Source organism: Streptomyces sp. NBC_00310 (assembly GCF_036208085.1).
GTDB lineage: Bacteria > Actinomycetota > Actinomycetes > Streptomycetales > Streptomycetaceae > Streptomyces.
Genome location: NZ_CP130714.1, coordinates 2,944,248 through 2,957,867, shown reverse-complemented (window position 1 = coordinate 2,957,867; position 13,620 = coordinate 2,944,248). Strand labels below are relative to the sequence as shown.

Below are 13,620 nucleotides of genomic sequence, written 5' to 3'. Positions count from 1 at the left end.
GTCCGCCGGGCCCGCTGTCGTGTCAGTCCCGCTCGCACACGAAGATCGCCGTGCCCGGGATCAGGTTCCCGCGCAGCGGAGACCAGCCGCCCCACTCGGAGCTGTTCCAGGCGGGCCACTCCGGCTCGACCAGGTCGACCAGCCGGAAGCCCGCCGCCACGACGTCCCGGACGCGGTCGCCGATCGTCCTGTGGTGCTCCACGTACACGGCCCGCCCCTCCTCGTCCTGCTCCACATAGGGCGTCCGGTCGAAGTAGGAGCCGGAGACGGACAGACCCTCCGGGCCGGGCTCGTCGGGGAAGGCCCAGCGGATCGGATGGGTCACCGAGAAGACGAAGCGGCCACCGGGGCGCAGAACGCGGCGGACCTCCCGCAGTACCCGCACGGGGTCGGCGACGAAGGGCAGCGCCCCGTACGCCGAGCACGCCAGGTCGAAGGAGCCGTCCGCGAAGGGCAGGTCGCCGGCGTCGGCGCACACCAGGGGGAACGATCCGCCGATGCGCAGGGCGTGCTGGAGCTGACGGTGGGAGAGGTCCAGGGCGACCGGACGGGCACCCTGGGCGGTCAGCCAGCGCGAGCACTGCGCGGCCCCGGCCCCGATCTCCAGGACGTCCTTGCCCTTCAGCTCCTCGGGCGGCCCCAGCAGCTCCGCCTCGACCTCGTCGAGCCCTTCCGGGCTCCACACGAACCGGTCGTCGCCGAGGAACGTGCCGTGCTCGATCTGGTACTCGTCGGCGTTGCGGTCCCACCAGCCCCGGTTGGCCCGGGAACTCTCCGTCACTCCGGCGTCGCGCCGAGTGGCCTCCGCTTCGTCGGCCTCGGGTGAACCGGGGGCCCCGTGGACCTCGACGGCTTCGTGTACTTCGGACTCTTGGATGATCGGCTCCCTCGTCGTACTCTTCCGTAACCTGCGTGGCGCGACCCGCTCCGGTGGTGTCACGAAAGGGGTCTCGCAGGCCTGCGTGGCCTCAAGGGACAGGTTTTGTGCCGGGTATGCGGCGTTCCGCCCCGGGTGTGCGCCTTCGCGCATTGACCCTGCCTGGCTGCCCCCGTATGCTACAAGTTGCGCTGCGGGCCTGCGCACCTCAGACGTAGCAGGCTGCGCTCGCATCTGTCGTATGTCCCCTCGGTTTTCGAGGCGCCACCGGCTTCATGTCATGTGGCGCTTCATTGGCTGTCCGGCTTCTTCAGAGCGATACCGGCTCCCGGCGTAGCAGTACCTACGACTTCAATGTCCGCACCGGAGCCCTTTCCCACATGACGAGCAGCACCGAGACCACCGCCACCACCCCGCAGGTTGCGGTCAACGACATCGGTAACGAGGAAGCTTTCCTCGCCGCGATCGACGAGACGATCAAGTACTTCAACGACGGCGACATCGTCGACGGCGTCATCGTGAAGGTCGACCGGGACGAGGTCCTGCTCGACATCGGTTACAAGACCGAAGGTGTCATCCCGAGCCGCGAGCTCTCGATCAAGCACGACGTCGACCCGAACGAGGTCGTCAAGGTCGGCGACGAGATCGAGGCCCTTGTTCTCCAGAAGGAGGACAAGGAAGGCCGCCTGATCCTCTCGAAGAAGCGCGCCCAGTACGAGCGCGCCTGGGGCACCATCGAGAAGATCAAGGAAGAGGACGGCATCGTCACCGGCACCGTCATCGAGGTCGTCAAGGGTGGTCTCATCCTCGACATCGGCCTCCGTGGCTTCCTGCCGGCTTCCCTCGTCGAGATGCGCCGTGTCCGCGACCTCCAGCCCTACGTGGGCAAGGAGCTCGAGGCCAAGATCATCGAGCTGGACAAGAACCGCAACAACGTGGTCCTGTCCCGCCGCGCCTGGCTGGAGCAGACCCAGAGCGAGGTCCGTCAGACCTTCCTCACGACCCTGCAGAAGGGCCAGGTCCGCTCCGGCGTCGTCTCCTCGATCGTCAACTTCGGTGCGTTCGTGGACCTCGGTGGCGTCGACGGTCTCGTCCACGTCTCCGAGCTTTCCTGGAAGCACATCGACCACCCCTCCGAGGTTGTCGAGGTCGGCCAGGAAGTCACCGTCGAGGTCCTCGACGTCGACATGGACCGCGAGCGTGTCTCCCTGTCGCTGAAGGCGACCCAGGAAGACCCGTGGCAGCAGTTCGCCCGGACCCACCAGATCGGCCAGGTCGTGCCCGGCAAGGTCACGAAGCTGGTTCCGTTCGGTGCGTTCGTCCGCGTGGACGAGGGCATCGAGGGTCTGGTCCACATCTCCGAGCTGGCCGAGCGCCACGTGGAGATCCCGGAGCAGGTCGTCCAGGTCAACGACGAGATCTTCGTCAAGGTCATCGACATCGACCTCGAGCGTCGTCGCATCAGCCTCTCGCTGAAGCAGGCCAACGAGTCCTTCGGTTCGGACCCGGCCTCGGTCGAGTTCGACCCGACGCTGTACGGCATGGCCGCGTCGTACGACGACCAGGGCAACTACATCTACCCCGAGGGCTTCGACCCCGAGACCAACGACTGGCTCGAGGGCTACGAGACCCAGCGCGAGGCTTGGGAGGGCCAGTACGCCGAGGCGCAGCAGCGCTTCGAGCAGCACCAGGCCCAGGTCATCAAGTCCCGCGAGGCCGACGCCGCTGCCGCGGCCGAGGGCGGCGACGCCGCGGGTGCGGCTCCGGCCGCGGGCGGTGGCGGCGGCTCGTACTCCTCCGAGGGTGCGGACACCTCCGGTGCCCTCGCTTCGGACGAGGCCCTGGCTGCCCTGCGCGAGAAGCTGGCCGGCGGCCAGAGCTGAACGCTCACCGCTGAGGCTTAGCCGATAGCACTTCGGGCCCGCATCCACCTCGGATGCGGGCCCGAAGTGCGTCCGGGCGCGGCCGGGGAACGCCGATGCCGACGCGTACCTCCTCGACGCGTCACCGGCCTGACGAAACCGGTGCGGTACCGGACCGCGAAGGCCGATGTCCACGGCCGTGTCCCGGAGTTGATCGCCGAGGCCACCGACAAGGGCGCTCCGGACGCGGAGTTGACGGCCGAGGACCGGGAACGGCCCGTCGAGCTCTCCAGGACTTCGGACGACTGGGCGACACCCTGACGCACGAGGGCGGGGACCGGCACGACGACGTCCCCGACGGTCCCGACGTCCCCGACGGTCCCGACGTCCCCGACGGTCCCGACGGTCCCGGCGGTCCCGGCGGTTCGAGTCCGCCCGGAAGGCCGTGAGACCGCTCCACGCGCGCGTGGAGCGGTGCTCAGTGGCACATACGGCATTCGGGGGGCGGTGCGCGGGAATGCCCGGCCCCCGTCCCGCGTTGTGGAGGAGGAACACGAGGAGGAGCGGTCACAGTGCTTGATCCGCAGAGTCTGTACGCATGGGAGCCGAAGGGCCTGGCCGTCGTCGACATGGCGCTCGCCCAGGAGTCGGCGGGACTTGTCATGCTCTACCACTTCGACGGATACATCGACGCGGGTGAGACGGGCGACCAGATCGTCGAACGGCTCCTCGGCACACTGCCCCACCAGGTGGTGGCCCGCTTCGACCACGACCGGCTCGTGGACTACCGGGCGCGCCGCCCGCTGCTGACGTTCAAGCGCGACCGCTGGAGCGAGTACGAGGAGCCGACGCTGGAGGTGCGGCTCGTCCAGGACGCCACCGGAGCGCCCTTCCTGCTGCTGTCGGGCCCCGAGCCGGACGTGGAGTGGGAGCGCTTCGCGGCCGCCGTCCAGCAGATCGTGGAGCGGCTCGGCGTACGCCTCTCGGTGAACTTCCACGGCATTCCCATGGGTGTGCCGCACACCCGCCCGGTCGGCCTCACCCCGCACGGCAACCGGGCCGAACTGGTCCCCGGTCACCGCAGCCCCTTCGAGGAGGCACAGGTGCCCGGCAGCGCCGAGTCCCTCGTGGAGTACCGCCTCACGGAGGCCGGACACGACGTGCTGGGCGTCGCCGCGCACGTGCCGCACTACATCGCCCGCTCGCCCTACCCGGACGCCGCCCTGACCGTCCTGGAGGCCGTCACGGCCGCCACCGGCCTGGTGCTGCCCTCCGTCGCCCACGCCCTGCGCACGGAGGCGCACCGCACGCAGACGGAGATCGACCGGCAGATCCGTGAGGGCGACGAGGAACTGGTCGCCCTCGTGCAGGGCCTGGAGCACCAGTACGACGCCGCCGCGGGCGCGGAGACGCGGGGCAACATGCTCGCCGAGCCCGTCGACATCCCCTCCGCCGACGAGATCGGGCGCGAGTTCGAGAAGTTCCTGGCCGAGCGGGAAGGCGAGGGCTGAGCCCTCCCGAGCCCGCTTCCGGAGTCGTCTCCGGGGCTGTGGGAGGCCTTGCTCTCCGAGCTGTCACAGGCTCGGAAACCAGGGTCTCCCACAGCTCTGTCAGCGGCAGGGCCTAAGCTGCCGGGCATGCTGAAAGTGGGTCTCACCGGCGGTATCGGCGCCGGCAAGAGCGAGGTGTCGCGGCTGCTCGTGGAGTGCGGCGCCGTGCTGATCGACGCGGACCGCATCGCGCGCGAGGTCGTCGCACCGGGCACGCCCGGGCTCGCGGCGGTCGTCGAGACCTTCGGCGAGGGCGTGCTCGCGCCGGACGGCGGCCTGGACCGCCCCAAGCTGGGCTCCATCGTGTTCGCGGACCCGGAGAAGCTCGCCGCGCTGAACGCGATCGTGCACCCCCTGGTGGGCGCCCGCTCCGGAGAGCTGGAGAAATCCGCCGCCGAGGACTCCGTCGTCGTCCACGACGTCCCCCTGCTCACCGAGAACGGCCTCGCCCCGCTGTACGACCTGGTCGTCGTCGTGGACGCGTCCCCCGACACCCAGCTCGACCGCCTCGTCCGGCTGCGTGGCATGACCGAAGAGGACGCACGCGCGCGCATGGCCGCCCAGGCGACCCGCGAGAAGCGGCTGGAGATCGCGGACATCGTCATCGACAACGACGTACCCCTGGACGACCTGCGGCGACGGGTCCGGGAGGTATGGGCGGACCTCGTGCGTCGGGCCCACGCGGCCCGGGCGGGATCCGAACACGCGCAGGAATAGCGGGGGCTCGGGGGGCGTTGAACCGTCGCAGCGAGGGAAGGACTCAGCCGTGCCCGAGATCAGCGGTTCCACCGGACGCACTCCGGAGACGCACGTCATCGACTTCCGCGCCGCCGAGCAGCTGCTCGCCGCGCGAGACCCGCGGGGCGCGGTGAAGCTGCTCGACCGAGTCATAGCCGAGCACCCCGAGAACACGGCAGCCCGGCTGCTGCGCGCCCGCGCCTTCTTCGCCGCAGCCCAACTGCGGCCCGCCGAGCTGGAGTTCACCATCGTCCTGGAGCGCGAGCCGGACAACGCGTTCGCGCACTTCGCCCTCGCCCGCACCTATCAGCGCCAGGCCCGCGACGATCAGGCCAAACGCCACTTCCGGCTCGCCGCGGCCCTCGACCCGAACCCGCAGTACCTGGAAGCGGCACGGTTCGACTCCTGACGGACAAGGGCGCCGCGTGCCGCTACGGATGGTGGTGCCTCGGCGGCTGGTACGGCGGGACGTCGCGGCCCGGCTGGTAGTGCGGGCCCTGGCGGATGTGGCGCAGGATCATCGTCAGGTCGACGGTGACGATCAGCCACAGCACCCCGCAGGCGGCGGCCCAGCCCGGGCGGCCGGCGAAAGCGAAGGCCACTGTTCCGGCGATCGCCCAGATCAGGCCCCAGACGCTCAGCCAGAGCCGCATCCGCAGGGGACTGCGCGCTGTCGTCGGTTCACTGCCGGTACGCATCGGATCGCCGCTTCCTGGTCGTCCTACTCGGAAACGTACTCTCCGTCCCGAGCGTTCTCCAGGGGACCGATGGGTGCGAGGGGGAGGCGACGGTGCTGCTGGACGCGGTACGGGCGGAGGAGAGGCTCGCCGACTGGCTGAAGGGCCTGGAGGAGAGCGAGAGCGCCCCGGGAGCGGAGGCGCGGCTGCCGGACGCCGACGAGTTGCCGGCTGTGCTGGGGGACCTCGCCGTGCCGTACGAGGACGTCAACGACCTGGTCGCGCTGAGCCGCGCGCTGACGGCCGACGAGGGCGCGGCCTGGCTGCTCGGGCGGTGCGTCGACGGTCTCGTGCGGGACATGGGGAAGATCGGCAAGGGGCTGAGGCTCCTGCCGCTCCCGCTGGAGTCGGGGCCGCTCGGCCGCTACTTCCACGTGTACGTCCTCGTCGCGGCCCTGCCGTACGTGCGCGCGTACCACCGCGAGCGCGGCATCCCCGAGGACATCTCCCGGCGCACCCTCGCGGACCTCGGCCGCGGCCTGGTGCTGCACCGCCGGCGGTACGGCGTGGGCGGGCTCATGGCGCCGACCTGGTTCTCGCTGCACTTCCACGGAGAGCTGTTCCAGCTCGGCCGGCTCCAGTACCAGCGGTCGCGGATGGGCGGACGCGAGGGTGTCGCGCTGGCGGCGGCCGGCCTCGCGCTGCGGCCCGGGGACCCGTGCCTCGACCTGCACATACCCGACTACGCCGGACCCCTGTCACCGGAGGCCTGTGACCGGTCGCTGGCGTCGGCCCGCGCCTTCTTCGCGCGGCACTTCCCCGAGGAGAGCTACACGGCGGGCTGCTGCCACTCCTGGCTCCTCGACCCGCAGTTGAAGCGGTACCTGCCGGCGGACTCCAACATCGTCCGGTTCCAGGACCGGTTCCGGGTCGCCCGCGGCAACGGCGAACCCGAGGACGACCTGCCGATCCGCTTCGTGTTCGGGGACCCGGACCTGCCGGTGGAGTCATTGCCGCGCGGCACGCGTCTGGAACGGGCCGTCGCCGACCATCTGCGCGCGGGTGGGCACTGGTACAGCGGGCACGGGTGGTTCCCCTGGTGAGGTGCGACCGGCGCGACCGGCGCGACCGGCGCGGAGTGGCGCGGAGTGGCGGTCATGTTCACCCCATCGGGTGATGGGTGACAGGAACGGCCCGTGTCCGCCCGGCCGTTGGACGGATATGAGCATTCAGATGCGTGAGGGATACGAGGGGACCGGATCCGGCGCCATCACCCCGGACGGCTGCGCGGTCGAGCTGTACGCGCGGCTGCCGGTGGGGGACGAGCCGGAGGTGATCGCGGGCGTGGCACCCGCGGGTGCGCGCATGCTCGAACTGGGCAGCGGGGTGGGCCGTATGACGCACCCCCTGATCGAGCGGGGGTTCACCGTCACGGCCGTCGACGAGTCGGCGGAGATGCTGGAACGGGTGCGGGGGGCCCGCACGATATGCGCCCCGATCGAGGAGCTCGACCTGGGCGAGAAGTTCGACGTGGTGCTGCTCGCGTCGTTCCTCGTCCATACCGGGGACGCCGAGGTGCGGCGCGGGATGCTCGCGACCTGTCTGCGGCATGTCGCGGACGACGGCTTCGTGCTGATCCAGCGCGAGGGTGAGGACTACCACACGAACGTGCCCCGGGAGCGGGTCGACCCCCGAGGTTTCACCATCCGCGTGGCCTCGGCCGAACCGGTCGGGGACGGGGTCAACTCGGTGTTCGTGGAGTACTTCTTCCCGGACGGCGAATGGACCCAGACGTTCCGGGCGCGACCGCTGACCAAGGAGCAGTTCGAGGAGGCGCTGGGGGAGGCGGGGCTGAGGGTGGACCGGTATCTGACGGAGGACCGGGTGTGGGTGAAGGTGGTGCCGGCGGGATGAGCGGCTGACGGCGGGGCGCGGGGGGAGCCGGGGATCCCGGCGTGAATGTTCGGCGGGCGGCGATGAGTTCGGGGGAGTGCCCCGGTCTACCTCTGCGACAGCACCACGGAACCGCTTCGCACAGGAGAACCCATGTCCGAGACCACCGCTCCCGTCACCTCCGCTCCCGTCACGGCCGTCACCACTTCGGCCGCCGGTACGAAGGACACCCCTCGCAGCAAGGGCGCACGGATCTCGCTGCGCGCGCTGCAGATCGTGCTCGCGCTGTTCTACGCGTTCGCGAGCGCGCTGCCCAAGCTGATCGCGCACCCGTCGGCCGTGGAGTCCTTCGACACGCTCGGCTGGGGCAGCGCGGGGATGTACACCATCGGTGCGCTCGAACTGGCCGGTGCCATCGGCCTGTTGATCCCCGCGCTGGCCCCGGTCGCGGCGGTGTCGCTGGGCGCGCTGATGGTGGGGGCGTTCATCACGCAGATCACCGCCTTCGACGGGGAGTACGCGGCGACACCGCTCATCCTGATCGTTCCGCTCGCCCTGATCGCCTGGGTACGGCGCCAGGACGTGGCCGGGCTGAGGCGATGGGTGCGACGGGGGGCGTGACGGCTGCGGCCACGCTCGCGCGGGCGGGCGGGCATCGCCGAGGGGCTTCCCGACGACCACCGGGAAGCCCCTCGGCGATGTCCTCGGCCGGTCGGCGCGCCTACCCGGGCTCGCGGCGATGGCGCTCGGCGTTCGCGGCCTCGGCCAGGCCCCGGAGGCGTTCCAGATCGCGGCGGTCGCGTTTGGTGGGTCGGCCGGTGCCTCGGTCGCGGATGCCTGCGGGGGCGGTGGCCTCGCGGGGCGGGGGCGGCGGGGAGTTGTCGACGTAGCACTCGGCGGCGACGGGTGCGCCGACCCGCTTGCGGATCAGACGCTTGACGACGACGACCCGCTCGTGGCCCCCGGCCTGGCGGAGCCGTACCTCGTCGCCGACGCGCACCGCGTACGCGGGCTTGACGCGTTCCCCGTTGACGCGGACATGGCCGCCCCGGCAGGCGGTGGCGGCCATCGAGCGGGTCTTGACCAGGCGGACGGACCAGACCCAGCTGTCGATGCGCACGGTCTCGCCGTTCGCCGGCCGGGCGGCCTCGGCGGACGCCGCCGCCGAGCCGTCGGAGCCACGCTGCGTGGTCTCCGGACCGCCCGTCCGCTCCTCCGTACGTTCAGAAGCCATGCCTCGACCTTAGCTCCCGGCCGGCCGCACAGGGGAGGCGATCACCGGACGTACCGTGGAGCCATGGACGGTGGCAGCGGCGGTGGTGGTGGTGGCGAGGCCACGGGGCTGGCCGCGCTCGATGCGCGGATCACCGGGTGCCGGGCCTGTCCCCGGCTGGTCGAATGGCGGGAAGAGGTGGCGCGCACCAGGCGGGCCGCGTTCGCCGACGAGGAGTACTGGGGGCGGCCGGTACCGGGCTTCGGGCCGCCCGACGCCGCGCTGCTGATCGTCGGGCTCGCCCCCGCCGCGCACGGGGCGAACCGGACGGGGCGGATGTTCACCGGCGACCGCTCGGGCGACGTGCTGTACGCGGCGCTGCACGACGTGGGGCTGGCCTCGCGCGGCACGGCCGTCGCCGTGGACGACGGACTGGAGCTGTACGGCGTACGGATCACCTCACCCGTGCACTGCGCGCCGCCCGCGAACAAGCCGACGCCCGAGGAGCGGAACACCTGCCGGCCGTGGCTGGTCCGGGAGTTGGAGCTGCTGCGGCCGACGCTGCGGGCGGTGGTCGTGCTCGGGGCCTTCGGCTGGCAGGCCGCGCTGCCCGCGCTCACCGAGGCCGGGTGGGACGTGCCCCGGCCCCGGCCCGTCTTCGGCCACGGCACCCACGTGCCGCTCGACGGGCTCGACCTCTTCGGCTGCTTCCACGTGAGCCAGCGCAACACCTTCACCGGTCGGCTGACCCCCGCCATGCTGCGCGAGGTCCTGCGTACGGCGGGGAAGTCGGCGGGGCTGGGCGTCACGCCGTAGCCGGGGCGGTCCGGGAGCGGTCGGGCCGACGCAAAGCCGGGTGCCGAGCCGTCGGACGCCGGTTAGGGTCGCACAATGCCCCTCTACCCGGAGATCGAACCGTACGACCACGGCATGCTCGACGTCGGGGACGGCAACCGCGTGTACTGGGAGGTCTGCGGGAATCCGCGGGGCAAGCCCGCTGTCATGCTGCACGGCGGGCCGGGGTCCCGGGCGAACGCCTGGTTCCGCCGGCTCTTCGACCCCGAGGCGTACCGGATCGTCCTGTTCGACCAGCGCGGATGCGGACGTTCGACGCCGTCGGCGAGCGCGTACGAGACCGACATGAGCGTCAACACGACGGATCGTCTGATCGCCGATCTGGAGCTGTTGCGGCGGCACCTGGGGATCGTCCGGTGGCTGGTGTGGGGCGTGTCGTGGGGGTCGGCGCTCGGCCTGCGGTACGCGCAGACGCATCCGGAGTCCGTGACGGAGCTGGTCCTCACGGGGGTCGCCACGGGGTCCGACGCCGAAGTCGCCCTGCTGACCAGGGGACTCGGACAGTTCTTCCCGGAGGCCTTCGAACGGTTCCTGGCCGAGCTGCCCGAGGACGAGCGGGACGGGAACCTGCCGGCCGCGTACAACCGGCTGCTCGAGTCGCCCGACGCGGCGGTACGGGCCCGGGCGGCGCGCGCCTGGACCGACTGGGAGACGGCCATCGCGGCGCAGCCGCCCCGCTCCGTGCCACGCTACGAGGACCCGGTCTTCCGCTACTCCTTCGCCCGCACGGTCACCCACTACTGGGGCAACGGCCACTTCTTCGGCGAGGGCGGCGACGACGGAGCCGTCCTGCGCGACGCGTCCCGGCTCAACGGGATCCCGGGCACCCTCGTCCAGGGCAGCCTCGACCCCGGCAACCTCCTCGGCATCGTCTGGCGCCTCCACCACGCCTGGCCCGGCAGCGAGTTGGTCCTCATCGACGACGTGGGACACAACGCGGGCGCGCCGGACCTGGCGGCGGCGCTGGTGGAGGCGACGGACAAGTACGCCAAGGGCTGAGGGACGCGAGGACGCCGGGGGCGGTCCCGAACGCGCGTCCGGTATCCGGGGGCAGACGGCGTGGCCCGTCGAGAGGGGCCATGCGGGGCGGGGCCATGGCGACGACCTCGACGGCGTACCGCGTCGCCCCCGCTCTTCACCCCGGTCACGGTGTCCCCAGCCTCCTGACCTGCCCGACCATCGCGATGTGCCCGGTGCTGTCGGGTGTGCGGCCGTCGTAGTCGCCCGCGATCCGCTCGGCGTCCGCCACGTGCGGTGCCGTGACGGGGGTTACGGAGTGTCCAGCGGGGGGTCCGCCGCGCCACTGCCCGCGCGCCGCGCCGCTGCCCGCGCGCCGCTGCCCGCGCGCCGCGCCGCTGCCCACGGGCCACTGTTCGGGCTCCGCGCCGCTGCCTTGAGTGCGTCGACGCCCACGCTTGCGGTCCCCGCTCAATCGCCCACGTCTGCTGACCGTGCCTACTTCCTGACCGCTCTGGCGCACACCCGGGCCGACGGTCGGCAGAGTGCAGGTGGAGCGGTGCTCACGGGGCACCGGAGTTACGGCCCGCCGCCCGTGCCTCCTTCGCCGTAGGTGCCGATGGCGCTGTCCTCGCCGAACAGGTGCCGCACGGTCGACCGGTAGTTGGTGCGGACGTGGGTGAGGGCGTGCGCGCGGGCGCGGTCGGGGTCGCCGGAGGCGATGGCGTCGAACAACTCACGGTGCTCGGTGAGGAGTTGGGGCCATTCGGTGTTCTGGCGGGTCAGCCAGCGCAGGCGGCCGTCGACCGGCTCCATGACGGAGATGAGCAGGCTGTTGCCGGCCAGGGCGAGGATGCGGTCGTGGAAACGGGTGTTGACGTCGGTGATCGTCTCGGCGTCCCCGGCGCGGGTCGCCTCCGCCGCCCGGTCGAGCAGGGCCGACAGCTCCGCGAGGGATTCCGGGGTGGCGCGGGAGGCGGCGAGGCCTGCGGCGTACACCTCCAGCGCCTCGCGCAGTTCGAAGAGTTCCGCCACGTCCGCCGGGGTGAGACGGCGGACGACCGTGCGGCGCGGGGTCTCGAAGAGGACGAAGCCCTCGGCGACCAGTGCGCGGATCGCCTCACGGACCGGGACCCGGGAGACCCCGAAGCGGTCGGCCAGCTCACGCTCCACCAGCCGGTCGCCCGGGCGGAGGCGTCCCGCGATGATGTCCTGCCGCAGGGTGCCCAGGACGCGCTCGCGCACCGCCCCGAGGGGTTCGATCTTCGCTCCTTCCGGAGCAAGAGAGCTCATGGAGCAATCTTCGCCGACTCGGAGGGTGTTTTACGGGGCGTTAACCACGGCGACATCGGTCCGAACGGTTGACGGGAGGAGTATGAGCGCAGTTTGGTATACCAAACAACCCGAGGTGCCCTCCTGGTCCCCCACGCCGGTCCCGCACCCGTCCCCTCCACCTACCCTCGTCTCCTCTCGCTCCTGGAGGCCCCGTGTCCCTCGCCGACAGTGTCGAAGCCACCGGCACCACAGCGTTCGTCCCCGACCCCCGCCTCACCAACGAAGACCTCGCCCCCGCCGAGAAGCGGAACTGGAAGGTCTTCGACCTCTTCGCCCTGTGGATGTCCGACGTCCACAACCTCGGCAACTACACGTTCGCCGCGGGCCTGCTCGTCCTCGGCATGAACGTCTGGCAGGTGTTCACATCGCTGCTCGTCGGCTTCGTGATCATCTACATCGGCATGAACTGGATGGGGAAGATCGGGCAGCGCCACGGCGTGCCCTTCCCCGTCGTCAGCCGCATCAGCTTCGGCGTCTGGGGCGCCAACATCCCGGCCCTCATCCGGGCCGTGATCGCCATCATGTGGTACGGCATCCAGACCTACCTCGCGTCCGTCGCGGTCAACATCATGCTGCTGGCCGCCTGGCCGGGCCTGGAGTCCTGGACCCACAACTCCTTCCTCGGCCTGCACCAGCTCGGCTGGATCACCTTCGTCGCCCTCTGGCTCGTCCAGGCGCTGATCATCAGCCAGGGCATGGAGTCGGTCCGCAAGTTCCAGGACTTCTGCGGTCCCGCCATCTGGCTCGTCATGATCGCGCTGGCCGTCTGGATCCTCGCCAAGGCCGGCTGGACCATCTCCCTCACCTCGACCCCGAACCCGGTCTCCGTCGGCGAGCAGTGGCGGCAGTGGTTCGGCGCGATCGGGCTGGTCCTCGCCACCTACGGCACGCTGATGCTCAACTTCTGCGACTTCTCCCGCTTCGCGCCGGACTACCGGACGGTCAAGCGAGGCAACTTCTGGGGCCTGCCCATCAACTCGACCGCCTTCGTGGTGGTGTCCGTCATCGTCACAGCGGGATCGATCGAGGTCTTCGGCAAGGCCATCACCGACCCGGCCCACCTCGTCGCCGAGATCGGCAACACCTGGATCCTCGTCCTGGGCGCCCTGACCTTCGCCATCGCCACCATGGGCGTCAACATCGTCGCCAACTTCGTCTCCCCGGCGTACGACCTCGCCAACGTCTGGCCGCAGAAGATCACCTTCAAGGTCGGCGGCATGATCAGCACGGTCGCGGCGCTGGTCGTGACCCCGTGGAACCTCTTCTCCAACCCCACGGTCGTGCAGTACTTCCTCGGCGGCCTGGGCGCCTTCCTCGGACCGCTGTTCGGCGTGATCATGCTCGACTACTTCTGGGTCAAGCGCGGCCGGATCGACGTCGACGAACTCTTCAACGCCGAGCCCGGCTCCCGCTACTACTACCGCAAGGGTGTCAACCCCAAGGCCCTGTGGGCGTTCCTGCCGGCCGCCGCGGTCTCGGCGGTCCTCGCCCTGGTCACGACCTTCAGCGCGGTCGCGCCGTACTCCTGGTTCATCGGTACGGCGCTGGCCGCCGGACTGTACGCCGTGCTGTGCCGGGACGAGCGGGCCGCGGTGGAGCCCGCGGCTGCCGAGCCGGCCGGTGCGGGCGGCGCTGTCGGGTCCGCGGCCGTGGAGGGCTGAGC

The 13,620-nt window shown here is 71.1% G+C and carries 15 protein-coding genes; 11 read left to right on the top strand and 4 right to left on the bottom strand.

Annotated elements, in window-relative coordinates; genetic code table 11:
• Nucleotides 1-22 precede the first annotated feature (22 nt).
• Complete coding sequence (locus tag OG202_RS13065; protein ID WP_327732280.1) at nt 23-940, bottom strand: class I SAM-dependent methyltransferase; 918 nt, start codon at nt 938-940, stop codon at nt 23-25.
• A 317-nt stretch (nt 941-1,257) separates the two neighbouring features.
• On the opposite strand from OG202_RS13065, the gene rpsA reads away from it, so the two are divergent.
• The 5 genes from rpsA (at nt 1,258) to OG202_RS13040 (ending at nt 5,436) form a co-directional block, all read left to right on the top strand.
• The gene (rpsA, locus tag OG202_RS13060) at nt 1,258-2,760 is read left to right on the top strand and encodes a 30S ribosomal protein S1 (protein ID WP_326583542.1); all 1,503 of its coding nucleotides are present in this window, start codon (nt 1,258-1,260) and stop codon (nt 2,758-2,760) included.
• A gap of 141 nt (nt 2,761-2,901) precedes the next feature.
• A complete protein-coding gene (locus tag OG202_RS13055; protein ID WP_326583543.1) occupies nt 2,902-3,060 on the top strand; it encodes a hypothetical protein in 159 nt (52 codons plus the stop codon).
• Nucleotides 3,061-3,311: 251 nt separating this feature from the next.
• The gene (locus OG202_RS13050) at nt 3,312-4,250 is read left to right on the top strand and encodes a PAC2 family protein (protein ID WP_327730224.1); all 939 of its coding nucleotides are present in this window, start codon (nt 3,312-3,314) and stop codon (nt 4,248-4,250) included.
• A gap of 126 nt (nt 4,251-4,376) precedes the next feature.
• Nucleotides 4,377-5,006 carry a dephospho-CoA kinase gene (gene coaE / locus OG202_RS13045; protein WP_326583545.1) on the top strand — a complete coding sequence of 210 codons (630 nt, stop codon included), beginning with the start codon at nt 4,377-4,379 and terminating at the stop codon, nt 5,004-5,006.
• Nucleotides 5,007-5,055: 49 nt separating this feature from the next.
• Nucleotides 5,056-5,436: a tetratricopeptide repeat protein gene (locus tag OG202_RS13040; RefSeq protein ID WP_327730225.1), complete on the top strand. Its 381-nt coding sequence runs from the start codon at nt 5,056-5,058 to the stop codon at nt 5,434-5,436.
• 22 nt (nt 5,437-5,458) lie between these two features.
• On the opposite strand, the gene OG202_RS13035 is transcribed toward OG202_RS13040, so the two are convergent.
• Nucleotides 5,459-5,725, bottom strand: coding sequence for a DUF6343 family protein (locus OG202_RS13035; protein WP_327730226.1), 267 nt, complete (start codon nt 5,723-5,725; stop codon nt 5,459-5,461).
• Nucleotides 5,726-5,817: 92 nt separating this feature from the next.
• Between OG202_RS13035 and OG202_RS13030 the strand changes: the two genes are divergently transcribed.
• From OG202_RS13030 to OG202_RS13020, 3 genes are all read left to right on the top strand, one after another.
• Entirely contained in the window at nt 5,818-6,807 is a 990-nt protein-coding gene (locus OG202_RS13030; protein WP_327730227.1) for an acyltransferase domain-containing protein, read from the top strand.
• A 118-nt stretch (nt 6,808-6,925) separates the two neighbouring features.
• Entirely contained in the window at nt 6,926-7,618 is a 693-nt protein-coding gene (locus OG202_RS13025) for a class I SAM-dependent methyltransferase (protein ID WP_328222772.1), read from the top strand.
• A gap of 132 nt (nt 7,619-7,750) precedes the next feature.
• On the top strand, nt 7,751-8,218 hold the full coding sequence (locus tag OG202_RS13020; protein WP_327730228.1) for a DoxX family protein: 468 nt from the start codon (nt 7,751-7,753) through the stop codon (nt 8,216-8,218).
• 100 nt (nt 8,219-8,318) lie between these two features.
• Here the strand turns inward: OG202_RS13020 and OG202_RS13015 are convergent, their stop codons facing one another.
• Nucleotides 8,319-8,831, bottom strand: coding sequence for an RNA-binding S4 domain-containing protein (locus tag OG202_RS13015; protein WP_327730229.1), 513 nt, complete (start codon nt 8,829-8,831; stop codon nt 8,319-8,321).
• A gap of 63 nt (nt 8,832-8,894) precedes the next feature.
• Here OG202_RS13015 and OG202_RS13010 point away from each other — a divergent pair, with 63 nt between their 5' ends.
• Nucleotides 8,895-9,626, top strand: coding sequence for a uracil-DNA glycosylase (locus OG202_RS13010; protein ID WP_327730230.1), 732 nt, complete (start codon nt 8,895-8,897; stop codon nt 9,624-9,626).
• Nucleotides 9,627-9,701: 75 nt separating this feature from the next.
• The gene (gene pip / locus OG202_RS13005; RefSeq protein WP_328222771.1) at nt 9,702-10,664 is read left to right on the top strand and encodes a prolyl aminopeptidase; all 963 of its coding nucleotides are present in this window, start codon (nt 9,702-9,704) and stop codon (nt 10,662-10,664) included.
• Between the two features lie 537 nt (nt 10,665-11,201).
• On the opposite strand, the gene OG202_RS13000 is transcribed toward pip, so the two are convergent.
• Nucleotides 11,202-11,915: a GntR family transcriptional regulator gene (locus OG202_RS13000; RefSeq protein WP_326583553.1), complete on the bottom strand. Its 714-nt coding sequence runs from the start codon at nt 11,913-11,915 to the stop codon at nt 11,202-11,204.
• Between the two features lie 194 nt (nt 11,916-12,109).
• Here OG202_RS13000 and OG202_RS12995 point away from each other — a divergent pair, with 194 nt between their 5' ends.
• Nucleotides 12,110-13,618 carry an NCS1 family nucleobase:cation symporter-1 gene (locus tag OG202_RS12995; protein ID WP_328222770.1) on the top strand — a complete coding sequence of 503 codons (1,509 nt, stop codon included), beginning with the start codon at nt 12,110-12,112 and terminating at the stop codon, nt 13,616-13,618.
• Nucleotides 13,619-13,620: the final 2 nt, after the last annotated feature.